Genomic DNA, 25,085 nt, shown 5'->3' on the forward strand with positions numbered 1-25,085 from the left:
TATCCGTTTCCAGGAAGTATGGAAACAAAGTTGTATCTAAAAAATGAGCGGAATATAAGCAGAATATGAGCGGATAAATAGTATTTTTTGTAGAGCCTGATTTTTCTAATAAACCGTGGTCGATAACCCCTTAAATACCTGAATAAGTCTCTATCAACAACTGAATCTTACGTAAAACTTCTTGTTTTTTCCGTTCACGCGCTCCCTGTCTACGAGAAGTTGGTGGAATAATCGAATCCAAATCAGTCCCACTATTTTCAGCATAACCTCGTTGAATTGATTTATCGATAAACAATTGATAGTCATCTACAAGTTTCTCAGCCTCAGCTAGGTCTTGAATCGCAATTTTCTTGCGCTCCTTGCCATATTCGTAGAAAGCATGGATAATCCCATCATGGTCTTTCAATTTTTGCAAATCGGTGTCATTGATAAATCCAATAACCAACTCTTCTTTGGCACGGATATCAATACTAGAACGAATCACACGGCTAACTTCAGCTTTCATTGCTTCTTTAGACTCAGAGTTCTTCGATTTTTCAACAATTAAAGCAAGGATATAATCTAGATTAATCTCATCCGTTTTTAAGAGTTCAATCTCAAATTCAATATCTGAAAGGTCAACACCTAGGTCTTTCGTTCTTTCATAGTTTTTAAGGTTTAAGAATTCATCTCGAATTTCCACGTAAGAACTTCTTAAATCTTGGAGATATCCTTCCGAGATAGGCTTATCGATTTCCTGAAACTCATCATAATTTCGAAGAACGTTATCAAGTTTCAGAAACTCACCAAATAACTTAACAAACTCTTTTTTATCGTGCTCTGTTTCAATCTCTTGCGGATTTGGGAATCTTTCCAGAATTTCCTGACAAACCGCAGTATATCCTTTGACCTCGATACCCGTTACCTGATCGACAAAACCATCCATGTATTCACTAAAACTTTTTTCTAAGATGATTTCAAGCTTATTTGTGTCTCCAAAAGTCTTAATAGCTTCTTGCGTAGCCTTTTCTAAATCACGGAAACAAACAATATTTCCAAAAGGTTTAACCTTGTTAAAAATCCGATTGGTTCTAGAAAAAGCCTGAATCAAGCCATGATAACGTAGGTTTTTATCGACAAAGAGAGTATTCATAGTTGGAGCATCAAATCCCGTCAAGAACATTCCCACTACAATCAGTAAATCCACTTCTTTAGACTTAACTCGTTTTGAAAGGTCACGATAGTAATTTTGAAACTCTTTCCCATCAGTTGAGAAGTTAGTCTTGAACATGTGATTATAGTCATCAATCGCTTTTTCCAGAAACTCTTTAGAAGATTGTGGCATGGCTGTATCTTGCGGTTCGAGCTCTTCATCTTGAATTTCCCCATAAGCTGACTGTTCTTCGTTTGGCGCAAAGCTAAAGATGGTTGCGATTTTCAATCGTTTAGCTTCTGGTAAAGTTGCTTGTTGCCGTTGGAGTTCGTCGTAGTATAGTTTAGCAGCTTCAATACTTTGTACAGCTAGCATAGCATTAAATCCAGACAGTTGTTTTTGCTTATGAGTATAGTGTTGATTTCGATGTGTCTTGTCATTATAAACTCTCAACAGATACTCTGTGATAGTTGCTATCCGTTCTGGATGCAAAAGGAGTTCCTTCTCCATCTTTTTGAGTTTCTTCTCATCAAGCTCTCGGCCAACTGTTTTTTCTGCTTCTCTATATTTATTGATTTCAGGCTTGATATAGTTATAGTCAACCTTGAACTTCAACACTTTTTTATCTCGAATAGCATCTGTTATAACGTAGTTATGAAGTTGTTCGCCAAAAACCTCTTGCGTTGTCTCTCCCGTTAAGCTATTTTCTGGGAAGATTGGAGTCCCTGTGAAACCAAATAGAGCATACTGTTTAAAGGCCTTCTTAATACGCTTTTGAGCCTTCCCAAACTGGGAGCGGTGACATTCATCAAAAATTAAAACACATTTCTTACTGTAGATTTCATGATTTGGATTTGCTGTTATAAATTTATTTAACTTCTGAATAGTTGTGACAACGATTTTTCCATCATTTTCTTCAATACTACGTTGAAGTTCTTTTGTATTATTACTACCATTGACTGAATTTGGTTGGAATTTTTGATATTCCTTCATAGTTTGATAGTCTAAGTCTTTTCTATCCACCACAAAAATCACTTTGTCAATATAGTCCAACTCTGTCGACAAACGAGCTGTCTTAAAGCTGGTCAAAGTTTTCCCTGAACCCGTCGTATGCCAGATATAGCCACAAGCATTAATGGTCCCAAAGTTCTTCATCTCATTAGATGAATGAATCTTGCGTATGATACTCTCAGTAGCTGCTATCTGATAAGGGCGCATGATGAGCAAGGTATTATCAGCATCAAAGACACAATACTTGGTCAAGACTTCCAAGAGGACTCGCTTACTCAAGAAAGTGACAGTAAAGTCTTCTAAATCGTGAATGGTTTTATTTTTACGGTCTGCCCATTCACAGGTGAACTCATAATGATTTTTATTTTGAGCTGTCGTATTTGCAAAGTAGCGTGTATAAGTGCCATTGGAAATAACAAAAATCTGAATATATTTGTATAAAGAATTTTCGCTATTGAAACTTTCCTTACTATATCTATGGATTTGTTCAAAAGCTTCTTTAAGACTAACACCACGTCTTTTCAATTCAATCTGAACTAAAGGAAGTCCATTTACCAATATGGTGACATCATAACGATTGGTATGGCTACCCACCTGGGTCACTTGATTGATGACCTGCATGCTGTTGTTATGAATGTTTTTCTTATCAAGGATGAAAATATTTTTAATTCGTCCATCATCAAAGACAAAATCATAGATATAATTCTCTTGGATTTTTCGAGTTTTTTCAACTAATCCTTCATTGGGACAATCCAGATACTCTACTACAAAGCGATCCCACTCAGCATTCGTAAAAGTCACCTTATTGAGTTTTTCTATTTGCACCTTGGCATTTGCTAAGAGCTCTTCAGGTGTATGGATATCTAGTCGTTCGTAGTTAAGATAATTAACCAAATCAGAAATCAGCTGATTTTCTAGATCAGCCTCAGACTGATATTCTCTATCTGTGCGATACTCTGGTTGATACTCAGCCAAGAGAATCCCCTCATTTGTTTCCGCAATTACTTCCTGTACTTTTGAATAATCAACCATTGCATGCTTCCTTTTTTGTTTTAATTGAGATTCTATCTCAAAATGATGAAAGAATTTATCTAGTAAAGTTTAATAATTGTTCTCTCCAGTATTCATACTGTTTCTGTCTCAGTTCGATTTCTTTCGGAAGACCCTCAGAAAGAGAGTTGGTTAAAGTATTGAAATTGTCAAGAATGGAGACGATTCTTTTTTGTTCTATAAGGGACGGGAGGATGATTTGAAATTTTTCTATATCTTTCGAATTGATACGAATAACTTTTGTGCCCGTCACTTTTCTTTCCTTTTGAGTTTGAAAAGAAGTCGATCTCAGCCAATAATTTAAGTAACGTGAGTTTTGGGTAGTTTGAATGATATAACTATCTCCAGAAATACCAATCTCTTCTTTTCCTTCCCAAACAATTGCTTTTCCAACATCTTCAACATTCTCAGATGTAGTTGCCATTACCAAGTCATTTGGTTGTGCTTTTTTTAACTTTTCGAACACTATTTCACTAGTTTTGGAGAGAGTTTCAGAGACTGAAAAATCGTATTTAGTGTAAATTTGTCCGTAGTGGATAACAGATTTCCCAATTGCTGTAAAATCTTTCTTCTGAAGTCCATTTCCTCTTACAAAGTCACAAATAGCTCCCAACTCTACTCGAATTGGGCCAAATATCCACTGTAAAAGATTGATAATTGCAGAGTTGTCCCACTCCTCTACTCTACTCTCAGTGTACTCGCCTTCGGCGACAAATGTCAAGAGTTTTTCTCTAAAATATTCATACTGTTTTTGACGTAGTTCAATCTCCTTGGGCAGTCCTATATTTAGGTCATTACAAACCATATCGAAGTTGTCTAGAACTTGAACAATACGAGATTGTATCTCGAGAGATGGAACTGGGATCTTAATTTTATCAAGAATAGCTTGAGTTAAACTAGGCCTTGTTGGATTAGTTGACATTTCTTCTAAATTAACAGTCGTTAAATAATAATAAAAATACTTTGGAATAACCTGACTTCCATCAATTTCAGTGTAGTAAATTGTATCAACATTCCAAAACGCTTTTTCTAAATAGAACAAATTAGAAATAGAACCCTTCCTAGGAATTAAAACAGTTGGTTTATCATAAGAACAATCTGCAACAAACTCTCCCATTTCTCCACCACTGCCGTATACTGGTATTTCACCAATTGGAAGATTTTTCCAATCCTTTCCATTTTTCAATGTAGCAACATCTTTAAGTACTTTCCACTCAACCTGATAGACCTCATCCTCAAATGATAAGAGCTTATCTCGATAAAAAGAATATTGCTTTTTACGTGAGGTCAATTCTGAGGTCAATTCTGTAACATACCCAGTCATTTTGTCAAGTATTTGCACTATTTTTTCTTGAATTTCTAGAGGAGGAATTGGGATCTTAACTTTATCAAGAATAGCTTGGGTTAAACTAGGTCTTGTTGGATTGGTTGCCATTTCTTCCAATTTAATAGTCGTTAAATAATAAAAAAAATACTTTGGAATAATCTGTTTGTCATCAATTTCTGTATAGTAAATTGTATCAACATTCCAAAAAGCATTCTCTAAATAGAACAAATTAGAAATAGAGCCTTTTCTAGGAATTAAAACAGTTGGTTTGTCATAAGAATACTCTGAAACAAACTCTCCCATTTCTCCACCACTTCCATATACTGGTACTTCCCCACTTGGAAGAGTTTTCCAATCCTTTCCATTCTTCAATATCGCAATATCTTTTAGTTCTTTCCACTCAACGGGACAGTTTTGGATTTCTTCTAGGATGTTCATTTCATACTCTCTCATTTCTTTAGTATTTCTTCCCATTTCCCCACAAATCCAATATGATGCAGATGAATCACTGCTTGATAGCGTTTAATGAGTTCTGACAATTCACATAAAAATCCTTCATTCCATTTTTTCTCATCAGGATAGAGGCTTTTAACTGCATAAAGCTGTGCCATTAGTCTATTTTTCAATTTACTATTGTCATTCATAAAAACAGGGAGTTGACCAGGTATCTTTGTGAAGCTTGTGTAGTATAATCGATTATAATGGGCGCAGTAATTTCTTAAAACCACTGCAACTTCTAGATAGGTTCTAATTTGAGTGGACTTTATACCGACATTTTTAGCAATTTCTTGTTGAATATCTATCGGAGAATCTGCAAAAAATTTCGAAGTCATTCCAAAAGTAAAAAATTCTACTAAAACCCAAATAGGGAATTCTCCATCATATTTTCGCTGATGATGCTTATAAATCGGGCTTTTCTGTCTATGGCTCAATTCTTTTTCAATATCTTCTAAAAATTCATCATGTTTATGAAATTTATTAAAAGCAGTCGCTTCTTTATAAGCTAAAGCTCCGTATTTATTTCCATGATGATAGGCAACTTGAGTTCTAAAATACAACTCAATGTCCTCTAAATACTTAAAAATAAGCAAACGTAACTCTGCATCAAAACAAGCAATTCCATAAACTTTCTCCAAAGAAACCTTACTGGAATCATACTTCTGCGTGTCTTTATCACGAAAAGGTAAAAAATAAGCAGTTAGCCGATAATAATTAACCTTTTGTAAAATATCAATCGCATACTCATTTGATTTGATATCTTTACAACCGTGCTCAATTAATTTGGCTACCTGCTCATCCCAAGTTTTAAATTCTTTAATTTTCATAATAACTTCCGTATAAAAAAATGTCCGCCTTGTCACATCAAAGAGAGGTGGGCGGTCCTATTAATTCTATTATACCGTTTTTAGCAGATAATTCAAGGATTTTTTACTTTTTTAAAAATTATTTTCAATATAGTATACACAATAACCAATCACTAAAATAATGTCGAGATTATAGTAGGCGACTTTTTTTGACTGAGTTTTACCAGCCATTGCACCGTGACGAGTGGCTGTCAACTGATAGTTGACAACCACTGCTTCATCCAACTCACCATCTTCAAATATTGCCTTGATATGTTTACTAATATTTTGCTTGGAAGTCTGAAAGAGCTCAGCTAGTTCTTGTTGGGTCAGCCAGACTGTTCCATTATCCAAGTGAAGCTCAATAGCGGACTTGCCATCATCTGTTTTATAGAGAATCACATCATTTGCCTTGGCTCAATTCCTCTACAATCTTATCTATCTCTGCACGCAAGTGGTCAATCTTAGTCACAGTCTCTGCGATTTCTTTATTGAGCACATCAATATCAATCTTCTCACGAGTATCTTCTTGTTCAACATAAGTTGAAACAGACAGGTTATAATCCTGCTCTGAACCAATCACCTCATTATCAACAAGAGCAGATTTATAGTCAACATTTTGATAATTAGAGAATAATTCAACTATATGCTCGATATTGCTATCGGTCAAGACATTGTTGTTGGTCTCTTTTTTGAATTCTTTACTCGCATCAATAAAGAGTGTTTTATTTTCAAGTTTATTCTTCGCCAGAACTAAAATCGTAGTTGCGATAGAAGTTCCAAAGAAGAGGTTGTCTGGAAGGGCAATGACTGCTTCAACAAAGTTGTTATCTACCAGATACTGACGAATGGTCTTTTCAGCACCTCCACGATAGAAAATTCCTGGGAAACAAACAATGGCTGCTCGACCTTTATTAGACAAGTGGTTGAGACTATGCATGATAAAGGCAAAGTCAGCTTTTGACTTAGGTGCTAACTTGCCAGCTGGTGCAAAACGGTCATCGTTTATCAGAGTTGGGTCTCCATCTCCCACCCATTTGACAGAATACGGAGGGTTAGAAACGATAGCATCAAAAGGCTTTTCTTCCAAATGCTGAGGATTTAAAAGGGTGTCTCCTCGCTTAATGTCAAAGTTATTGTAGTTGATATTGTGCAAGAACATATTCATACGAGCCAAGTTATAGTTGGTCATGTTGATTTCTTGACCAAAGAAACCATCCTCTAGGATATGTTCTTCATATTGTTTTTTCATCTGGAGCAAGAGCGAGCCCGACCCACATGTTGGGTCGTAAACCTTGTTAATCTTATCCTTGCCGACCATGACTAGTCGAGCTAGTAGTTTAGAAACTGTCTGAGGTGTGAAAAATTCACCCCCGCTTTTTCCTGCATTACTAGCATAGTTGGAAATCAAGAACTCATAAGCATCCCCAAAGGCATCAATATCATTGTCCTGAAAGTTACCAAAGTTAATGCTATTGATACCATTGAGGATATCAGATAGGCGTTTATTTTTTTCTGGAACACTTCCACCAAGGATGTTACTTCGTGTATCTAAGTTATCAAACAAGCCTTTGATATCGTCCTCTGATTTGAACCCAATCGCTGACTTCTCAATAGCCTGAAAGATATTGGCCAAGTCTTCGTTTAAATTTTCATTTTGTGAAGCATCCTTGACAACATTTTCAAACAGCTGACTCGGAAGGATAAAGAATCCCTTATCCTCAACTGTCCCTGGTTTAAAATCTTGCTCAGCCTCTTGGTCACTCAATTCAGCATAACGGAATTCTAAGTCCCCAGCCTCATGCTCCGCACGGTCAAAATAGTCTGCCATGTGCTCTGAAATAAAACGATAGAACAGAATTCCTAGGATATATTGCTTAAAATCCCAACCGTCTACAGCTCCACGAACATCGTCTGCAATCGCCCAAATTTTACGATGCAGCTCCTTGCGTTCTGCATTTTCTTTACTTGCCATTTTTACTTTCCTTAATTAATGTATTATCTTTTCTATTTTATCATATTTCAAGAAAAACCACTCGACCTGGCTAGAGCGAGTGGGCTATAAACTATTCTTAACTTTATTAAGGTAGTAGCTCTTTGTTCATACGGTCCTTATCATCACTCTTTACGAATACAATATTCCGTTTACCTGTTAACTCTATCAGTTTTTCCTTCCCAAGGATGATTGCGAGATTCTTAATAATTGAACGTTTAGCTGGTTCATCAAAGTAAGTGTAAAAAAATCGATATAGATACTCACCTTTCTCTGCTAATTCAAAACATTTTTGGAATATCTCTTTATCCAGAGGATCTACAGAGTGACCAAAAACAATGATATTTTTAGAAGTAATATAACTCTCAAAATCATTATCAGGAAATTGAATAGTTTGTCTGAAGAATTCTTCAAATTTATTTCCGGTCTCTTTAACAACTCTTTGGTAATACTTCTGATAAGGAATCAAATCACTGTTAACATCATTTTCTTTATCCTCAATTCCAAAAACCATCGTATTAATTCGACTGAAGGTTCTAATTAAGTCAATTCGCCCATGTATGAAATGAGTTCTCTTCTCAGAAGTCCCAAATAAATATCCTGAGGTGTTAGTATAATTAAAGTTTAGGACAGAGGAATTTGACAAATCTGATATTGCATCTAGAGCTGTTGGCTTGGATTTAATATTTCTAACTTCAAAATCAAGAAAGTCTATATAAGATAAATATATTTCTAACAATTCAATCAATAGATCAAGTTGCCTGATAAATTTATTATTTAATTTTTCAAGTGCAACTTCTCTTTCCAAAGAATCCCAACCTTCCTCTTTATAAAAGGAAATAAAGTTTCTTGCAACAAATACTTTTGAACTATAATTATTTTCACTTACTAATTTATCTTCAAGTACCCAAAATTGATTTGCAGGTGCAATTTGAAATAGCAAATCACTCTTCTCCTTAAAATACATTATTGCATCTGCAAGTTGAGAAATCATGATTTCAAGATTAGACCAATTATCTCCAAGAGTACCTTTATTCTCATTAATAAATTTTAAATATAAATTATCCTTGTATTTCTCAATCTTTATATTTTTAACTTCTAGAAACTCCAGCAACTTCTCATCTGGATTAGAAAATAATTGTTTTTCAAAGTCAATAAATTCTTCATACTTCGTTTTTCGCTCCATGGCAATATCAAAGCCATTACCCAAAATTAAAATTGTATCTGCCATTTTTTCTCCCTTTGCTTTTTTATTTTCTAGAGGGGTAATATTTTACCTCCCCTACTCCAACTGACTTTTAACCTTCTTCTTAGTCAAGGTACGGTCATTTTTGTTAGAGAGAGCTTGGATACGAGCTTCGAGAAGGGTTTTCCGTCCGGCCTCTGTTCGTGTATAGACGAGGTGATAGCGTCCGATAGTTGGCCTCAGAAAGTCAAGGAATTTCTGTGCTTCTTCCTTGCGCTTGTCAAAAAGACTAGGCACGACATAGTAAGGTGACTGACCTTGTCGGACTTCCTCTGCCTTCAAGAGATAGCGCTGGTTATCCACTGGTGCAAAGAACTCTCCCACAGTCTGAGCAAACAATTCTTTGTCCCTCATGCTTCCTCCCTTGAGATAGGCGAAAACCATATAGTTTTCTTTGTCCTCCTCTACCTGAACACGGGATTGATCATCCGTTAGATGCCCCGAATCTAGCAGAGCCTTTCGGATCTGCTCACCCAAAGACTGCAATCGTTTATAAGGACTCTTATAGCGGAGGTAACGCCAAGATGCAAAGGCCAAAAAGAGGAGACAGGCTGCTGTAAGCCACCAAACACCGATCAGTCTCAGTCTAAATAGCAAAACCAACAAATCTACCGCCAACAAGAGCAATGACATGCGAACCCATTTTAATGCATCAAGCAAGAGCATGACTGGAATTTTCTGTTTTTGAGTTGCGACTTCTGTAACTATCTCGAACTGATCCGCTACGACAAGAGCATCTTGCCATTTTTTGCGCAAGCCTGCTCGATCCTTGGAGAGACTCTTAACTCGCTCATTATACTCGCTGATTTGCTTTTTCCTAAAGGGGGGCTTTGGAAAATCCAAACGATCCAAACCGGTCTCAATACTCTCCTGATTATAGGCCAAGCCAAGAAAATGCTCCATCCGTCGCGACAAGGTCTGCAGATCCTGATTGCTCTCTGGTCTAGGCTCCTCACCAGGAAGAGTGATAAGTGCTTGCGCTTGAACGGCTACCAGATGCCAGATGTTACTGGTCTTTTCTGGATGTCCCGGCCAGATACGAATGGCACGGCCACGCATCTGGTTACTCAGCATAAAGCTCCCCACAAAACTTCCGAGGATTAGGGAATTAACACAAGGAGCATCCCAACCCTCTCCAAGGAGAGATTTGGTTCCTACTAGGACTTGAATCTGTCCTCGTTGAAAAAGGTCCGTCACTGCCACTACGATTCCCTTAGCTGAGCTCGGAAAACCTACATGCACATAATCTTTTGGATCTAAGTGACCAATAGATGAGAAACTAAGAGGAACCTGAGGCAAGAGCTCCTTCAACTCTGCTGCCACATCGGTAGGCAAAATAACGACACTACCTGACAAGACAGCCAAAGACACAGGTATCTCTTGCTCCTGAGCTTTTCGACGAATGCTTTCAAAATAAGGGAGAACCCCCAACTGAGAAATGGTTGCCTGATTATCTCCCAGATAGGTAGCAAAATCCTTGCGAATATAGTCAGCTAGTACTAACTGTCTCAGTTCCTGACCTAGACTCTCATACTCCGTCAAAAAGATATCGGCAATGGCAGACAACTTCCCTAGAGATTGGGTTAAAAGCTGGTCAGAAGCCTTAGACTTAACCAGATAAACCTGACGTTTTTCCACCAACCCACGCGCCTTCAAGTCAGCCTCTAACTTTTTCCTATATCCATCTGGATCCTCATACCAATCTGGTGTCTGATAGAGTATGCTCTGCAACAGCGTCTCCAACCAGTAGGAGGTCAATGTTGGAAGCCTCTGGGTTCCCAGTAAATTTTGCAAAGAGGGAGGAATCGTTAACCCCTGAGAATGCATATAAATCAACATAGCAGACAAGTACTTGGGATCTTCTAAAAGCAAATCAGATGAAATATCCCCTTTGAGGACCTTAGACCCTGCTACAAATGTTTGAAAATCAGGATCGACTATAAGGTGATGAATATAGTCCCACTTAGTCTCCTCAAACTGTTTGAGACGTTCCGCCTCTTCAGCTGTTGGTGAGCACATATAGACAAAATCCTGATGAGGGCAAAGAGTGTCTTCCTTGACTAGTTCAGGTACCGTGATTTCTTGATCGATCTCCCCGCACATTCGGATATAGCGTTCCCAGAGTTCAGGATCGCTGTCATATGGTGGTGTCGCTGTCAGGGAGATGAGTTTCAGCGGTCCATACTGCTTGCGAAAGGCTTCCAGACTTTTCCACCATTCATTGCGCAGGTGGTGGCATTCGTCCAAACAAAGAGTAGCAACTTTCTGAGCTCTTAGGCTTGCAAGCAAATCAAACCCCACAAAATCCTCTGCTTCTCCATCTTCTTGTGATTGAAGTTGGTTCATGGCACTATGAAAAGCCTGATAGGTCACAATCGTTAATACCTTCATCTCCTTTAAGTTTTGGGAAACGAGGTCTGAAAGCCTCTGACAATCCTCTAGAAAAGCAGTTTGTATTCTATCCACCCATTGTTCACGAATGGTTACAGTCGGAACTAAGATGAGGGCTGGGTTGCCAAAACGAGCGATTAGCTCGATACCAATGGTTGTCTTTCCAGACCCTGGAGCGGCCACTAGATGAACATGGCCGTCTGCTTGATAGTCCTGAAAACGATCCAAGACCTGTTTTTGATATTGGCGCCAGCTTCCTTTAAAGTTTAAACCTAACATGATACCCCTCATTCTATACCATCATTTTCTTATTCTCATTTTACCACACTTATTTCACCAGTCAGATAATCCAGATAGTTTTTCTCCATAAAATATGGTATAGTAGAATCATACTATCTATGAGGAGTTTACATGTCACAGGATAAGCAAATGAAAGCTGTTTCTCCCCTTCTACAGCAAGTCATCAATATTTCATCTATCGTTGGGGGAGTCGGCACCTTGATTTTCTGTATTTGGGCCTATCAGGCAGGAGTGTTACAGTCAAAGGAAACCCTATCAGCCTTTATCCAGCAAGCTGGAGTCTGGGGACCACCACTCTTTATCTTTTTACAGATCCTACAAACCGTTGTTCCAATCATTCCGGGAGCTTTGACCTCAGTGGCTGGGGTCTTTATTTACGGCCACATCATCGGAACCATCTATAACTATATCGGAATCGTGATTGGCTGTGCCATTATCTTTTACCTCGTCCGTCTCTATGGAGCTGCCTTTGTCCAGTCCGTCGTCAGCAAGCGTACCTATGACAAATACATCGGTTGGCTAGATAAGGGCAATCGTTTCGAGCGGTTCTTTATCTTTATGATGATCTGGCCTGTCAGTCCAGCTGACTTTCTCTGCATGCTGGCTGCCCTCACCAAGATGACCTTCAAACGCTATATGATTATCATCGTTTTGACCAAGCCCTTTACCCTAGTGGTTTATACTTATGGTTTGACTTATATCATTGATTTCTTCTGGCAGATGTTTTGAGAATAGAAAATAGCATGATACTAAATATACTTTGGTATGGAAATCATGCCAACTTTTCGATAGTGAAGTGAGGACTTACCTAGCCTTTCCGCCGTGATAAAAACACCTGAAATCTAATGGTTTCAGGTGTTCGGAAACTTTGAGCCTAATGTCTCAAAGTTTAGGTATGGAATTTCGAAGAAAGTCGCTACCGTCCGTCATCACTTAAGGAAAGGCTCAAAAACATTTTCGTCAAACAAAACATCCGTTTGGTTTCCCAAGCGGATGTTTTGTTTATTTTATTTTGCGACACTCTTAGCAAGGACAAAATTTCCAAGTGTTGCGGAACCATTGCCTGCGACCGCTGGAGTCACGATGTAGTCACGCACGTCTGGTACTGGTAGGTAGCCGTTGAGAAGAGCAGTGAATTTCTCACGTACACGGTCCAGCATGTGTTGTTGGGCCATAACCCCACCACCAAAGACGATCACATCTGGACGGAACGTCACGGTAGCATTGACCGCAGCCTGAGCGATATAGTAGGCTTGGACGTCCCAGACAGAACTGTTGAGTTCGATGTTTTCACCACGAATACCTGTACGAGCTTCAAGACTTGGACCAGCCGCAAAGCCTTCCAAACAGCCCTTGTGGAAAGGACAGACGCCGTTAAATTCTTTTTCCTCGTCCATTGGGTGTTTAGCCACATAGTAGTGACCCATCTCAGGGTGACCGACACCACCGATAAACTCACCACGTTGGATAACACCTGCACCGATCCCTGTACCGATCGTGTAGTAAACCAAGTTTTCGATACGGCCACCAGCATTGTTACGAGCAACCACTTCACCATAGGCAGAGCTATTTACGTCAGTTGTGAAATACATGGGTACGTTGAGGGCACGACGAAGGGCACCAAGTAGGTCTACATTTGCCCAGTGAGGTTTTGGAGTCGTTGTGATAAAGCCATAGGTTTTTGAGTTTTTATCGATATCAATCGGACCAAAGGAACCGATGGCAAGGCCTGCAAGATTATCGAATTTTGAAAAGAATTCGATGGTTTTATCGATGGTCTCGATAGGAGTTGTTGTAGGAAATTGTGTTTTTTCTACAACATTAAAATTTTCATCTCCGACAGCACAGACAAATTTTGTACCGCCCGCTTCTAAGCTTCCATATAATTTTGTCATGATAAACCTCTTATCTTTGTTTTCTCTATTATAGCACATTTTAAAGGGCTAGATTTCTCAATATTTTAGATTTTCCTCTGTAAATCTTACCATCCAAGTAAAAACGAACAAACATGATATTTGTTCGTTTTGTTTTTAGATTTGATTTTCGAAGAAGACTAGGCTTTCACTTCGATGATAGCGTCACCCTTGACAACAGAGCCACTTGCGACTGGTGTCACAGAAGCGTAGTCTGCTGTGTTGGTTACGATAACCATTGTTGTGTCGTCAAGACCTGCAGCAGCGATTTTGTTTGAGTCAAAGGTTCCGAGAACATCACCAGCTTTGACCTTGTCGCCTTGAGCAACTTTTTGTTCAAAGCCTTCACCGTTCATAGTCACCGTATCAATACCAACATGGATCAAGATTTCAGCTCCATTAGCTGTCTTCAAACCGTAAGCATGTCCTGTGGCAAAAGCAATCGATACTTCCGCATCAGCTGGTGCGTAAACCACACCTTGGCTTGGTTTTACAGCAATCCCTTGTCCCATTGCACCACTTGAAAAGACTGGGTCATTAACATTCTCGAGAGCAACTACGTCACCAACGATTGGAGTTTGGATTGTTTCATTTTGAGGAGCTACTGAAATTTCTTCATTTGCCTCTGTAGCTTCTTCAGAAACTGTCTCTTCTGCCACTTCTGTTTCTTCTTTGTAACCAAAAGCATAAGTCAATCCGAAACCAAGAGCAGTTGTTACTAGGACCATAAAGATATACTGGAGAAGTTGACCATTGATGTAGAGAAGTGTTCCAGGAATGATCGTAATACCAAAGCTAGTACCTGCCAAACCTAGAATGTTTGCTAACCAACCACCAGCAGCACCGGCGATAAGCCCCATGATAAATGGTTTACCATAGCGAAGATTGATACCAAAAATAGCTGGTTCAGTGATACCAAGTCCAGCAGAAAGTGCAGCTGGGAAGGCAAGAGCTTTAATTTTTGGATTCTTTGTTTTCACACCAACAGCAAGAGTTGCTCCAAGTTGAGCAGTCATAGCTGCTGTAATAATAGCATTAAGAGGATCTGAACCTGTAGAAGTAACTAGGTTAGACTCCAATAGATTGAAGATATGGTGAACACCCGTAACGACGATAACCTGATGAACACCACCAAGGATTAATCCACCTAGACCCATTGGGAGACTGAGCAACCAAACAGTAGCAACTTTGACGTAGCTTTCAACTTCATGGAATACAGGTCCAATGACAAACAAGGCCAAAATAGACATTACTAAGAAAGTCAAGAATGGTACAAGGAGTAAGTCTAATACATCTGGAATACGCTTACGGAGCCACTTTTCAAGTTTCGCACCGGTCAATCCGACGAAGAAAGCAGGTAAAACTGAGTTCTGATATCCGACAACTTTGATAAAGCCAAAGAAGATAATTGGTTGAGCATCACCTGAAGCAACAGCCCAAGCATTTGGCAAGGATGAGTTAACCATCATCAATCCTAAGACTAAACCAAGCAAAGGATTTCCACCGAATACACGAAAGGCTGACCAACAGATCAAGGCTGGGAAGAAGGCGAAGGCTGTATCTGTCAATACAACTGAATAAGTATAGAAGTTTGTTGCTTTAAAGGCTTCTGCAGTTGTTCCAAACAAAGCCAAAACTTGATCTTGAACAATAGCCCCACGAATTCCCATAAACAAACCAGTCGCAACGATTGCTGGCAAAAGTGGTACAAAAACGTCACCGAAAGTACGGATTGCACGTTGGAACCAGTTCCCTTGTTTAGCAGCTTCTGCTTTCATGTCTTCTTTAGAAGAGGTTGGCAAACCAAGTGCAACGACTTCATCGTACATCTTGTTTACTGTACCAGTACCAAAGATGATTTGGTATTGACCTGAGTTAAAGAAAGCTCCTTGAACTTTATCCAAGTTCTCAATCACTTCCTTATTGATTTTCCCTTCATCTTTGACCATGACACGTAGACGAGTCGCACAGTGGGCTACACTGTTGACATTTTCACGTCCGCCAAGGGCTTCGATGACCTTTTTTGCAATATCCTGATTGTTCATTTGCAAAAATCTCCTTATAAAATTTTGTTCTTGTTTGAAAGCGATTTTATTCGCCCTACGACTATTATTTTATCACGTTTCTAAAATATGTCAAGCGTTTTGCAGAAATTTTTATTCCCTTTCTTTTTTCTCTGATTATTTCTGCGCGTTTTTGAGGGATATTCTCTTTTTCCTCAAAAAAATATCTTTATACTTGAGGAATCAAGGCTTTTATTTACATTTTCTTTCATTTTTTCGTGAAAATTTGCTAGATTTCCTTTACTTGGTTTCTGGCAACCGTTTGACATATTTTTCTTTTTTTTAACATAAAAGACTTGCTTTTTTTGCCGAAAACGTTTACTATTAATAATAGAATAGAACTTATGGAGGAAAGATAAAATGGAATGGACAACTGAGCGCCGATACAGACGCTATGAAGACTGGTCTAATGATGAAATCAAGCAAATCAAGGAAAAGATGGCACAATCTCCTTGGCATACTCGTTACCATGTCGAGCCAAAAACAGGACTTCTCAATGATCCAAATGGCTTTTCTTATTTTGATGGTAAATGGATTCTCTTTTACCAGAACTTCCCCTTTGGTGCAGCCCATGGGTTGAAGTCTTGGGTGCAGCTTGAAAGTGATGATTTAGTGCGCTTTACAGAAACTGGAGTCAAAGTTTTGCCAGATACTCCATTAGATAGCCACGGTGCCTACTCTGGTTCTGCCATGCAGTTCGGCGATAACTTGTTCCTATTCTATACAGGAAATGTCCGTGATGAAAACTGGATTCGTCACCCTTACCAAATTGGTGCTTTGATGGACAAAGGTGGCAAGATTACAAAGATTGACAAAATCTTGATTGACCAACCAGCAGACTCTACTGACCACTTCCGTGACCCACAAATTTTCAACTTTAAGGGACAATATTATGCTATCGTCGGTGGACAGGACTTGGAGAAAAAAGGCTTCGTCCGTCTCTACAAGGCTGTGGACAATGATTATACAAACTGGCAAGCGGTTGGTGACCTTGACTTTGCTAACGACCGCACTGCCTACATGATGGAATGTCCAAATCTGGTCTTTGTAGGGGAGCAACCTGTCCTTCTCTACTGCCCACAAGGATTGGATAAGATTGTTCTAGACTATGACAATATCTACCCAAACATGTACAAAATCGGGGCTTCCTTTGATCCTGAAAATGCCAAAATAGTAGATGTGTCTTCATTGCAAAATCTAGACTATGGCTTTGAAGCCTATGCAACTCAAGCCTTCAACGCTCCAGATGGACGTGCATTGGCAATAAGTTGGCTTGGACTGCCAGATGTTTCTTACCCATCTGACCGTTTTGACCACCAAGGGACCTTCTCATTGGTCAAAGAACTCACTATCAAAGATGGCAAACTTTACCAATATCCCGTCTCAGCCGTCAAAGAACTTCGTTCTTCTGAAGAGGTCTTCTCAAATCGTACCCAAACCAATAACACCTATGAACTCGAGCTCAACTTGGAGGCCAATAGCCAAAGTGAGATTGTCTTGCTCGCTGACAAAGAAGGCAAGGGGCTTTCAATCAACTTTGATCTTGTAAATGGACAGGTGACAGTGGATCGTAGTCAGGCTGGTCAACAGTACGCCCAAGAATTTGGTACGACACGTTCTTGCCCTATCAATAACCAAGCTACTACTGCCACTATCTTCATCGACAAGTCAGTCTTTGAAATTTTCATCAATAAAGGAGAAAAAGTATTTTCTGGTCGTGTTTTCCCACATGCGGACCAAAATGGTATCCTCATCAAGTCTGGAACCCCAACTGGAACTTACTATGAATTAGATTATGGTCGCAAAACTAACTGATGTCGCAAAACTTGCAGGCGTCAGCCCTACTACCGTCTCACGGGTCATCAATAAAAAGGGGTATCTATCTGAGAAAACCATTCAAAAGGTAAATGAAGCCATGCGAGAATTGGGCTACAAACCCAACAATCTGGCTCGAAGCCTCCAAGGAAAATCTGCCAAGTTGATTGGACTTATTTTTCCCAACATCAGTCATGTTTTTTATGCGGAGTTGATTGACAAATTGGAACACCAACTCTTCAAAAATGGCTACAAGACCATCATCTGTAACAGCGAACACGACTCTGAAAAAGAACGGGAGTACATTGAAATGCTGGAGGCCAACCAGGTCGATGGTATCATTTCTGGAAGTCACAACTTGGGAATCGAAGACTACAATCGTGTGACGGCACCGATTATTTCCTTTGACCGAAACTTGTCTCCAGACATCCCTGTCGTCTCCTCTGATAACTACGGCGGCGGGGTCCTCGCAGCCCAAACCTTGGTCAAGACAGGCGCCCAGTCTATCATCATGATTACAGGGAATGACAACTCGAACTCACCTACTGGACTGCGCCATGCTGGTTTTGCATCGGTTCTCCCGAAAGCGCCTATTATCAATGTTTCGAGTGACTTTTCTCCCGTCCGAAAAGAAATGGAAATCAAGAATATCTTGACCCATCAGAAACCAGATGCGATTTTTGCTTCGGATGATTTGACAGCTATCCTGGTTATCAAAATCGCTCAAGAGCTGGGAATTTCTGTTCCTGATGAGCTCAAGGTCATCGGCTATGATGGGACCTACTTTATCGAGAACTACTATCCTCACCTGACAACGATTAAGCAACCTATGAAAGAGATTGCCCACCTCACTGTCGATCTCCTCTTGCAGAAGATTGAAGGCAAAGAGGTCGCGACAACTGGTTACTTCCTACCAGTCACCCTATTACCTGGAAAAAGTATTTAAGTACAAAAAACTCAGACGAATTCGTCTGAGCTTTTTTATGATCTTAAGTTTTCGAGATAGCGCTGGGCTGCCTCTAAGTTAAAGGTTTTATCTGCGATGAGTCGCTCAACGAGGGAAGCAACTTCGGACTCACTAGCACCAGCTAGGAGAGCTAGGGATTTGGCCTGTAATTTCATGTGGCCTTGCTGGATTCCCGTACTGACCAAGGCTTTGAGGGCCGCAAAGTTTTGGGCAAGACCGATGGACACGATAATCTGAGCTAATTCCTTAGCTGAAGGATTTCCCAGTAGTTCATGGCTGAGTGCTACACGAGGATTGAGACCGATAGAGCCACCCTTGGTCGCTACGGGCATAGGTAAGGTCATCTCACCGACCAATTCTTCTGAGTCCCTATCGAGACTCCATCGGCTGAGGCCTTGATAGCGTCCATCTCGACTGGCAAAGGCATGGGCCCCAGCTTCGATGGCACGCCAGTCATTACCCGTGGCGATTAAAATGGCATCGATACCGTTAAAAATCCCTTTATTATGAGTAGCTGCTCGGTAGGGATCAGCCTGCGCAAACTGGCTAGCCAAGGCTATTTTCTCCGCAATTTCTCGTCCTTGGTCCCTTTGGGGACTCAAGTAGCGAAAGGCGATACGACAGCTTGCAGTCACCAGAGAATCGGTCGCGTAGTTGGACAAGATCCCCATGAGACTCTGTCCTTGACTGAGTTCTTCTAAGACTGGCTTCAAGGCTTCCAGCATGGTGTTGAGCATATTGGCTCCCATGGCTTCCTGAGTATCGACATGAAGATAAACAACGAGAAAGTCTGTTTCACCTTTGATCTGCTCTATATGCAAATCACGCGCCCCACCACCACGTTTGACGATAGAAGGATAGGCTTGATTGGCAAGTTCCAAGAGCTCGGCTTTCTTGCTGGCAATCTTCTCTTGCGCTTGTTCAGGTTCAGCAACTTGATAAAGGGCTACCTGACCGATCATCTGGCGCTGATGAACCTGAGCAGTAAAACCGCCTGCTCGCTTGATGATTTTGCTGGCATAGCTAGCTGCAGCAACCACTGACGGCTCTTCTGTCACATAGGGAACTGTATAATCCTGACCATTCACCAAAAGTTCTGGAATGATCGAATAAGGCAGAGAAAAAGTTCCTACCACATTTTCACTCAGCTGGTCTGCAACTGCCAAACTGACCTGTTCATCCTGCTCCAGACTGGTTTGCTTTTCAGGACTAAGGAGCGCCTGAGCTCGCAACAACTCCAGGCGCTCTTGGTATGATTTTTTAGAAAATCCATTCCAACTTATCTTCATTATTTTTCAACCTTGCTATAACGGCGTTGGTGGTCGACAATTTCAACCAAGGCGTAGTCTTGATGTTCATAACCTGCAAATTGAGCTGAGCCAGACTCATCCAACTGCAAGTCTTCGAAGAAGACTTTTTCATAGTCTGCAACAGACAATGCTGTACGTTGTTTAAGTTTGCTCAAACGATCCTTATCAAGGTAAGCCTCATAGCCTTCGACCAGCTCTCCACTAAAGAACTCTGACACCGCTCCACTTCCGTAACTGTAGAGGGCAATTTTATCTCCAGCCTTCAAAGTCTCTGCATTTTCCAAAAGGGAGAGAAGACCGAGGAAGAGGGAACCTGTGTAGATATTCCCAATCATCTGACTATAGAGAATGGACTTATCAAAGTTTTCTTGCAAACTATCCTGCTTCTCCTGAGATAGAGTCTTGTCCATCATCTTGCGCAAGCCTTTTAGGGCCAACTTAGGATAAGGCAAGTGGAAGCAGATAGCCGCAAAGTCATCCATAGTCCAATCATAGCGTTTCTTGTATTCATCCCAAGTCGTTGTCAGGCAATCAAGATACTGTTGGGTCGAGTACATGCCGTTTACATAAGGAGTGCTTGAGTAGTTCGGACGCCAGAAATCCATGATGTCTCGCGTTTGAGCAACGTTATCATTGTTAAAGGCCATGATGCGCGGATTTTGAGTAATTAGCATCGCCACACTTCCAGCACCCTGGGTTGGCTCACCTGGAGTTCCCACACCATACTTGGCAATATCACTGGCAATGACCAAAACCTTAGACTCTGGAGAATTTTCTACATGCAACTTGGCATAATGAAGGGCAGCTGTCGCTCCATAGCAGGCTTCTTTGATTTCAAAGCTACGGGCGAAAGGCTGAATGCCTAATAGGCCATGAACAAAGACTGCCGCTGCCTTACTCTGGTCAATCCCTGACTCGGTCGCCACGATGACCATATCGATTTCTTCTTTTTCTTTGTCTGTTAAAATAGAGTTGCTTGCACTAGCTGCCAAGGTAACAATGTCCTCAGTCAGTGGCGCAATACTAATTTCATTTAACAAGAGTCCCTTGCTAAATTTTTCGGGGTCAACTCCCCTCGCTTCTGCTAAGTCTTGTAATTTCAAGACATATTGACTGGTCGCAAAACCAATCTTATCAATACCGATTGTCATATTTACCTCTGTTTTTTCATTCATTGTAAAAAATCGTTTCATTCTATTTTATCACAAATAGGAACAAAAGAGAGAAAAAAGACTTGATTCAACAAATCAAGTCTTTGCTTTGACTGCATTAGGAAGAGATTCCTCGTTGTTTTCTGATGTAGTAATAAAGCTTTAGAATTACCGTTCCACTTGCCATTCCAATAGAAATAACGAGGGCTAACATAACCACCAAAGTCGCGCTGGCAATAGCATGGCTGTAATCGCCTGTCACAAAGAAAGCTGTCGTTCGATAGGATAAATAACCCGGCACCAAGGGGGCAAGAATGGCCAAGACAAAGACCACCGCTGGTGTCTTATAGACAATACTTAAAATCTGACTGATGCAAGAGCCAATTACTGCTGCGATAAAGGTCGCGACAATAACATTGGTTGGTTCTTTGAGCACGAGATAGAGGAGCCAAACGCCCATTCCCAAAATACCACCAGGTAGGAGCATGGAGCGTTGAACATTCAGTACGATTAGAAAGGTGATAATGGCGAGTAAACTCGCCACTGCTTGGAGCAAAATACTTGTTAGAGTCATCTTATGTCATCAAAACCAGGGCGACAGAGGTGCCAGCCCCTAAAGCGAGGGTAATGAGCAAAGATTCAAACATCTTGCTCATACCAGAGTTGATATGGTTGGTCATGATATCCCGTACCGCATTTGTCAGAGCAATCCCTGGAACAAAGGGCATGACCGCTCCTGCTATAATCAGGTCTGCCGTCGAAGGAAATCCTGTATAGCGAGCCCAAAACTGGGCGATCAATCCGAAAACAAAGGCACCCGCAAAGGCCGTTACAAAAGGAATGCGGACAAACTTCTCTACGTAGAGAGAGAAGGCAAATCCAAATAAGGTCGCAATAGCCGCGCCAAAAGCGTCATAGACATTGCCCCCAAACATAATCGAGAAGAAAGGGGCACTGAGGGTCGCTGCCACAGTCACTTGGAACTTGGTATAAGGAAGGGCTTGATTGCCGATTTCTTTCAGCTTTTTAAAGGCTGTCGAGAGATCAATCTGCCCTCCGACAAGCTCCCGTGATACTTGGTTGACATCACAGACTTTTTCAATGTTATAAGAGGACGAGGTCACCCGTTTCATCCGAGAAATATTGGTGTTTTCGATAGAAAAGAAAATAGCTGCGGGCATGGCAAGAACATTGCAATCCATTATTCCCTGCGAATGGGCAATACGGATCATAGTATCCTCAACCCGATGAATCTCTGAGCCACTTTTCAGGAGAATGGTTCCTGCTAGCATAATCACATCAATGACGGCATTCAACTCTCTCGATTCGTCCATTTTCTCCTCCTTTTTTCTACTCCCTATATTTTATCACAAAATCTTGTGAAAAAAAATCTTTGTCATGAAATCATGACAAAGATTCGTTTAATCTCGAGAACTTTCGTGAGTTCCTTCACTATTGGATGAACTGCTAGAAGGAGTGTTCCCTTGTTGATTTCCTTGTTGGTTCCCCTGGTTTGGACTTGTAGGAGAACCCTGGTTCCCACGTTGGGCAGGATTAGAGGATGAAGTTGACGGTGGTGTTTTTGGTTTGTAGATGGAAAGTTTGATACGCGTACTTGCAAGATCAACCTGTTCTCCTGCTCTTGGCGTTTGATTTACAACAGTTCCTTCTGCCGTTCCTTCAGGAGCAGTCGATACTTCTACAACCTCAATATTTGCTTCCTTCACACCGACAATCTGAGTCAAGTTATTCTTTGTAAACTCGAGACTTGAACCGATGTAGTTCGGCATGCTGACACTAGTCACCTTCTTAGCTACTGTTAAGGTAATCGTAGTGGCTTTTGAGAGATCATAGGTCGAACCTGATGCAGGAGTCTGTCTGAGGACGGTTCCAGGTTCGCTTTCGCTGGATTCTTCCTCTTCCATCTTGATTAGATTTTCAGGTACCTTCTTCTCCTTGAGTTCAGCTACAACTTCCGTATACTTGCGTCCAACGTAATTGCTCAATTGGAAGGATTGCTTACCAGAAGAAACAATCAAATTGACCTTGGTTCCTTCTTTTCGGCCACTACCAGCTTCTGGATCCGTTCGAATAACACGTCCTTCTGCTACTGTATCGCTGGCCTCTGACTTTTCTTCACCGGCTTCAAACTTGGATTTTTTAAGAGCTTCCTTAGCCTCTGCAACGGTTTGTCCAGCTACGTTAGGAATAGCAATCGTTGCTGGTGTTCTTGACAAAATCCAGACCAAAGAGGCTACAACCAATAGGAGACTAGCCAAAAGAATCATATAGCGAGCCTTAAACTTCCGTTTCTTGGCTGGCTTTGGAGCTGGAGCCGGCTCTGCCACTGGTTGAGTTGGTTTCTTTGGCTGAGGGCGTTCTTCTTGCGCCGGAGCTTTAGGAATCGATGTCAGTGTACTTTGTGGAACTTTAGGTAAAGTCTTAGTGTCTGCCTTACTCGCATCGTCAAAAACCAGTTTCGATTCATTCCGACGATTATAAGACAAGCTAGTTGACAAGTCTACATACATTTCTGAAACAGACTGATAACGATCTGACAGCTTCTTAGCAGTCGCCTTGATGACAACATTTTCTAAAGCCTGAGGGACAGATGGGTTTTCAGCTATGACGGACGGAAGTGGCTTCTGGAAATGCTGGAGGGCAATCGTAACCGCGCTATCCCCATCATAAGGGATATGTCCCGTCAGCATTTCATAGAAGATAATCCCCATCGCATAGATATCGCTCTGGAAAGTCGCTTTAGAACCACGCGCTTGTTCAGGTGATAAATAATGAACAGAGCCTAACATTGAGTTTGTCTGGGTCAGACTGGTCTCCGCAAAGGCTACGGCAATCCCAAAGTCCGTGACCTTAGCTGTGCCGTCTGGTGTCAAGAGGATATTTTGAGGTTTCAAATCCCGGTGAACAATTCCTCGAGTATGGGCTAAGCGCATGGCCAAGAGGATTTGCCCCATGATCCGAACTGCTTCTTCATTTGAAAGAGGATAGTGTTCTTTGATATAACGCTTGAGGTCAAGACCTGCTACGTATTCCATAGCTAGGTACTGTTGACCGTCTTCCTCACCAATATCTGTTATCCGAACGATATGAGGATGGTCCAGATCCGCCATGGCCCTCGCTTCACGCTGGAAACGTGCCACAGCAATCGGGTCCGTCTGGTAGTTGGTCCTCAGGACCTTCACTGCCACTTCTTCCCCGTCTAGGATCAAATCCTTGGCCAAGTAAACATCTGCCATGCCTCCTCGACCAATCTGCTTGACAATCCGATACCGCCCGGCAAAAATCTTGCCGATTTGGATCATTCTGCTGCCTCCTCGTTCATGTAAACAAGGGCAACCGTAATGTTGTCTAAACCTCCTGCATTGTTAGCGAAACGAATAAGGGTTGCCGCCTTGTCTGCTAGGGAAATATCGCTGGTTACGATATCATAAATCTCGCTTGCCGAAATCATATTGGTCAAACCATCACTATTGAGCAAGAGATAATCTCCTGACTCCAGTGTAATCATCCCAAAATCTGGCTGGATTTCATCTTTTTGTCCGATAGACTGGGTGATGATATTCTTTTGAGGGTGAGTTTCTGCTTCTTCTGGAGTCAATTGACCAGCCTTGAGCAATTCGTTGACCAAGGAATGGTCACTCGTCAACTGGTGGTATTCTTCTCCACGAATCAAACCGATACGAGAATCTCCAATGTGAGCATAGATGGCTTGATTGTCAATAAAAGCAACAGCTTCTAGCGTTGTCCCCATGCCTCTGTATGCTTCGTCCTGACCTAGTTGATGAATTTTTTGATTTTCAATCTCCAGGTAGTGGGCAAACCACTCACGAACTTCATTGACTGAATCAATTTGGGTATCCACCCAAGCCACACCAAGGTCTGTGACCGCCATCTCACTAGCGATATTTCCTGCACGGTGCCCTCCCATCCCGTCAGCCAAGAGGATCATAGTGCGTCCTGCTCGGTTGACAAAGTGATTGACATAGTCTTGGTTATTTGTTCGTTTCTGACCAACATCTGTTAATAATGCTATTTCCATTGTGTCAGTTCCT

General features: G+C 41.0%; 17 protein-coding genes and 1 pseudogene. 3 read left to right on the forward strand and 15 right to left on the reverse strand.

The window, feature by feature from the left end; genetic code table 11:
- Positions 1–130 precede the first annotated feature (130 nt).
- The 7 genes and pseudogenes from MK395_RS06260 to MK395_RS06290 form a co-directional block, all read right to left on the reverse strand.
- Positions 131–3,175 carry a type I restriction endonuclease subunit R gene (locus tag MK395_RS06260; protein WP_268711503.1) on the reverse strand — a complete coding sequence of 1,015 codons (3,045 nt, stop codon included), beginning with the start codon at positions 3,173–3,175 and terminating at the stop codon, positions 131–133.
- A 55-nt stretch (positions 3,176–3,230) separates the two neighbouring features.
- Positions 3,231–4,973 carry a restriction endonuclease subunit S gene (locus MK395_RS06265; RefSeq protein ID WP_268711504.1) on the reverse strand — a complete coding sequence of 581 codons (1,743 nt, stop codon included), beginning with the start codon at positions 4,971–4,973 and terminating at the stop codon, positions 3,231–3,233.
- A complete protein-coding gene (locus MK395_RS06270) occupies positions 4,970–5,845 on the reverse strand; it encodes an Abi family protein (RefSeq protein WP_268711505.1) in 876 nt (291 codons plus the stop codon). The genes MK395_RS06265 and MK395_RS06270 overlap by 4 nt, the downstream gene beginning before the upstream one ends.
- A 135-nt stretch (positions 5,846–5,980) precedes the next feature.
- A pseudogene (locus MK395_RS06275) lies at positions 5,981–6,265 on the reverse strand (cell filamentation protein Fic); the annotation flags it as partial.
- 1 nt (position 6,266) lies between these two features.
- Entirely contained in the window at positions 6,267–7,838 is a 1,572-nt protein-coding gene (locus MK395_RS06280) for a type I restriction-modification system subunit M (protein ID WP_268711506.1), read from the reverse strand.
- Between the two features lie 106 nt (positions 7,839–7,944).
- Positions 7,945–9,087 (reverse strand): AbiH family protein, encoded by a 1,143-nt coding sequence (locus MK395_RS06285; RefSeq protein WP_268711507.1) that lies wholly within the window; start codon positions 9,085–9,087, stop codon positions 7,945–7,947.
- Between the two features lie 51 nt (positions 9,088–9,138).
- Complete coding sequence (locus MK395_RS06290) at positions 9,139–11,772, reverse strand: DEAD/DEAH box helicase family protein (RefSeq protein ID WP_268711508.1); 2,634 nt, start codon at positions 11,770–11,772, stop codon at positions 9,139–9,141.
- A gap of 132 nt (positions 11,773–11,904) precedes the next feature.
- Here MK395_RS06290 and MK395_RS06295 point away from each other — a divergent pair, with 132 nt between their 5' ends.
- On the forward strand, positions 11,905–12,522 hold the full coding sequence (locus tag MK395_RS06295; RefSeq protein WP_000076177.1) for a TVP38/TMEM64 family protein: 618 nt from the start codon (positions 11,905–11,907) through the stop codon (positions 12,520–12,522).
- Positions 12,523–12,800: 278 nt separating this feature from the next.
- Here the strand turns inward: MK395_RS06295 and scrK are convergent, their stop codons facing one another.
- Together scrK and MK395_RS06305 are read right to left on the reverse strand one after the other, a co-directional pair.
- The gene (scrK, locus tag MK395_RS06300) at positions 12,801–13,688 is read right to left on the reverse strand and encodes a fructokinase ScrK (RefSeq protein ID WP_042902793.1); all 888 of its coding nucleotides are present in this window, start codon (positions 13,686–13,688) and stop codon (positions 12,801–12,803) included.
- A 158-nt stretch (positions 13,689–13,846) separates the two neighbouring features.
- Entirely contained in the window at positions 13,847–15,751 is a 1,905-nt protein-coding gene (locus MK395_RS06305; protein WP_049519319.1) for a sucrose-specific PTS transporter subunit IIBC, read from the reverse strand.
- 378 nt (positions 15,752–16,129) lie between these two features.
- Here MK395_RS06305 and MK395_RS06310 point away from each other — a divergent pair, with 378 nt between their 5' ends.
- Together MK395_RS06310 and MK395_RS06315 are read left to right on the forward strand one after the other, a co-directional pair.
- Complete coding sequence (locus tag MK395_RS06310; RefSeq protein ID WP_268711509.1) at positions 16,130–17,584, forward strand: sucrose-6-phosphate hydrolase; 1,455 nt, start codon at positions 16,130–16,132, stop codon at positions 17,582–17,584.
- Complete coding sequence (locus tag MK395_RS06315; RefSeq protein ID WP_000225990.1) at positions 17,565–18,530, forward strand: LacI family DNA-binding transcriptional regulator; 966 nt, start codon at positions 17,565–17,567, stop codon at positions 18,528–18,530. The genes MK395_RS06310 and MK395_RS06315 overlap by 20 nt, the downstream gene beginning before the upstream one ends.
- Positions 18,531–18,565: 35 nt before the next feature.
- Here MK395_RS06315 and MK395_RS06320 read toward each other — a convergent pair whose 3' ends face one another.
- The 6 genes from MK395_RS06320 to MK395_RS06345 all read right to left on the reverse strand — a co-directional run bounded on the left by MK395_RS06320 (position 18,566) and on the right by MK395_RS06345 (position 25,072).
- Positions 18,566–19,840 (reverse strand): hydroxymethylglutaryl-CoA reductase, degradative, encoded by a 1,275-nt coding sequence (locus MK395_RS06320; RefSeq protein ID WP_268711510.1) that lies wholly within the window; start codon positions 19,838–19,840, stop codon positions 18,566–18,568.
- A complete protein-coding gene (locus tag MK395_RS06325; RefSeq protein ID WP_268711677.1) occupies positions 19,840–21,012 on the reverse strand; it encodes a hydroxymethylglutaryl-CoA synthase in 1,173 nt (390 codons plus the stop codon). The genes MK395_RS06320 and MK395_RS06325 overlap by 1 nt, the downstream gene beginning before the upstream one ends.
- Positions 21,013–21,130: 118 nt before the next feature.
- Positions 21,131–21,586, reverse strand: a complete 456-nt coding sequence (locus tag MK395_RS06330) for a threonine/serine exporter family protein (protein WP_044021233.1) — start codon at positions 21,584–21,586, stop codon at positions 21,131–21,133.
- Position 21,587: 1 nt separating this feature from the next.
- Positions 21,588–22,346, reverse strand: coding sequence for a threonine/serine exporter family protein (locus MK395_RS06335; RefSeq protein ID WP_000344542.1), 759 nt, complete (start codon positions 22,344–22,346; stop codon positions 21,588–21,590).
- An 87-nt stretch (positions 22,347–22,433) separates the two neighbouring features.
- The gene (gene pknB, locus MK395_RS06340) at positions 22,434–24,335 is read right to left on the reverse strand and encodes a Stk1 family PASTA domain-containing Ser/Thr kinase (RefSeq protein WP_268711511.1); all 1,902 of its coding nucleotides are present in this window, start codon (positions 24,333–24,335) and stop codon (positions 22,434–22,436) included.
- On the reverse strand, positions 24,332–25,072 hold the full coding sequence (locus tag MK395_RS06345; RefSeq protein WP_268711512.1) for a Stp1/IreP family PP2C-type Ser/Thr phosphatase: 741 nt from the start codon (positions 25,070–25,072) through the stop codon (positions 24,332–24,334). Before MK395_RS06345 ends, pknB begins: the two co-directional genes overlap by 4 nt.
- Positions 25,073–25,085: the final 13 nt, after the last annotated feature.

It is taken from the genome of Streptococcus oralis (assembly GCF_026782085.1).
In the GTDB taxonomy this organism is placed as follows: Bacteria; Bacillota; Bacilli; order Lactobacillales; family Streptococcaceae; genus Streptococcus; species Streptococcus oralis_DA.

Coding starts and splice junctions, on each gene's coding strand:
- MK395_RS06280 (WP_268711506.1), bottom strand. CDS start 7,838: ATGGCAAGTAAAGAAAATGCAGAACGCAAGGAGCTGCATCGTAAAATT.
- scrK (WP_042902793.1), bottom strand. CDS start 13,688: ATGACAAAATTATATGGAAGCTTAGAAGCGGGCGGTACAAAATTTGTC.
- MK395_RS06330 (WP_044021233.1), bottom strand. CDS start 21,586: ATGACTCTAACAAGTATTTTGCTCCAAGCAGTGGCGAGTTTACTCGCC.
- MK395_RS06260 (WP_268711503.1), bottom strand. CDS start 3,175: ATGGTTGATTATTCAAAAGTACAGGAAGTAATTGCGGAAACAAATGAG.
- MK395_RS06325 (WP_268711677.1), bottom strand. CDS start 21,012: ATGACAATCGGTATTGATAAGATTGGTTTTGCGACCAGTCAATATGTC.
- MK395_RS06265 (WP_268711504.1), bottom strand. CDS start 4,973: ATGAGAGAGTATGAAATGAACATCCTAGAAGAAATCCAAAACTGTCCC.
- MK395_RS06305 (WP_049519319.1), bottom strand. CDS start 15,751: ATGAACAATCAGGATATTGCAAAAAAGGTCATCGAAGCCCTTGGCGGA.
- MK395_RS06345 (WP_268711512.1), bottom strand. CDS start 25,072: ATGGAAATAGCATTATTAACAGATGTTGGTCAGAAACGAACAAATAAC.
- pknB (WP_268711511.1), bottom strand. CDS start 24,335: ATGATCCAAATCGGCAAGATTTTTGCCGGGCGGTATCGGATTGTCAAG.
- MK395_RS06270 (WP_268711505.1), bottom strand. CDS start 5,845: ATGAAAATTAAAGAATTTAAAACTTGGGATGAGCAGGTAGCCAAATTA.
- MK395_RS06310 (WP_268711509.1), top strand. CDS start 16,130: ATGGAATGGACAACTGAGCGCCGATACAGACGCTATGAAGACTGGTCT.
- MK395_RS06320 (WP_268711510.1), bottom strand. CDS start 19,840: ATGAAGATAAGTTGGAATGGATTTTCTAAAAAATCATACCAAGAGCGC.
- MK395_RS06335 (WP_000344542.1), bottom strand. CDS start 22,346: ATGGACGAATCGAGAGAGTTGAATGCCGTCATTGATGTGATTATGCTA.
- MK395_RS06295 (WP_000076177.1), top strand. CDS start 11,905: ATGTCACAGGATAAGCAAATGAAAGCTGTTTCTCCCCTTCTACAGCAA.
- MK395_RS06315 (WP_000225990.1), top strand. CDS start 17,565: ATGGTCGCAAAACTAACTGATGTCGCAAAACTTGCAGGCGTCAGCCCT.
- MK395_RS06285 (WP_268711507.1), bottom strand. CDS start 9,087: ATGGCAGATACAATTTTAATTTTGGGTAATGGCTTTGATATTGCCATG.
- MK395_RS06290 (WP_268711508.1), bottom strand. CDS start 11,772: ATGTTAGGTTTAAACTTTAAAGGAAGCTGGCGCCAATATCAAAAACAG.